Source organism: Pseudomonas helleri, from assembly GCF_009600315.1.
Taxonomy (GTDB): domain Bacteria; phylum Pseudomonadota; class Gammaproteobacteria; order Pseudomonadales; family Pseudomonadaceae; genus Aquipseudomonas; species Aquipseudomonas helleri_A.
Window position 1 is genome coordinate 1 of the sequence record NZ_WIWC01000106.1, and the last position, 596, is coordinate 596.

A 596-nucleotide genomic window follows, 5' to 3' on the forward strand; every position below is an offset into this window, starting at 1 on the left:
AGCCCGCACGTACTTCTCCACCACTTGGCTCATGGCCGCGCAGGCGGTTTCAGTGTCGGTGCTGTACATGGCTTCGGGCGCCGCTTCCAATATCACTTTGAACCCCGAACCGTCCGGCAAACGCACCGCGTGCAGGAATACACCCACCGCTTTGCCACCCGCCAGCATGTTGGGCACAAATTTGCTGGTCAGGGCCGTGGTGCCCAGGAACGGCACAAAAATACCCGCTGATTCTGCCGGCTCCGGGTCTGCCGGGATGCCGACCTGGCCGCCTTTGCGCACCTCTTTGATGACACTCAAGATGCCTTCTTTGGTCGACGCGGCCACGCGGTTGCCCAGCTGTACGCGCTGTTTGCGCAGCAGTTCGTCTACGGCCTTGAGCTTGGGCGGGCGATAAAAAATGATCGGTTTGCACTGGCTGCAATAGAAGTGGTTAAGCACTTCCCAGTTACCCAGGTGGCTGGTGATGCCGACCACGCCTTTGCCGGAAGCGAGGGCGTCTTTGAGCACGTCCAGGCCTTCGACTTCGCGCACCAGGTCAATGGAGCGCTGGGCGGGCCAGATCCACGCGCAGGCGCTCTCGGTCAGGCTTTTGC

1 protein-coding gene is annotated in these 596 nt (G+C 61.2%); it reads right to left on the bottom strand.

The features are described 5' to 3' along the window. Positions 1-596, bottom strand: a 596-nt coding sequence (locus GHN86_RS23035; RefSeq protein ID WP_153387390.1) for a lysophospholipid acyltransferase, incomplete at both ends; no start/stop codon positions are given.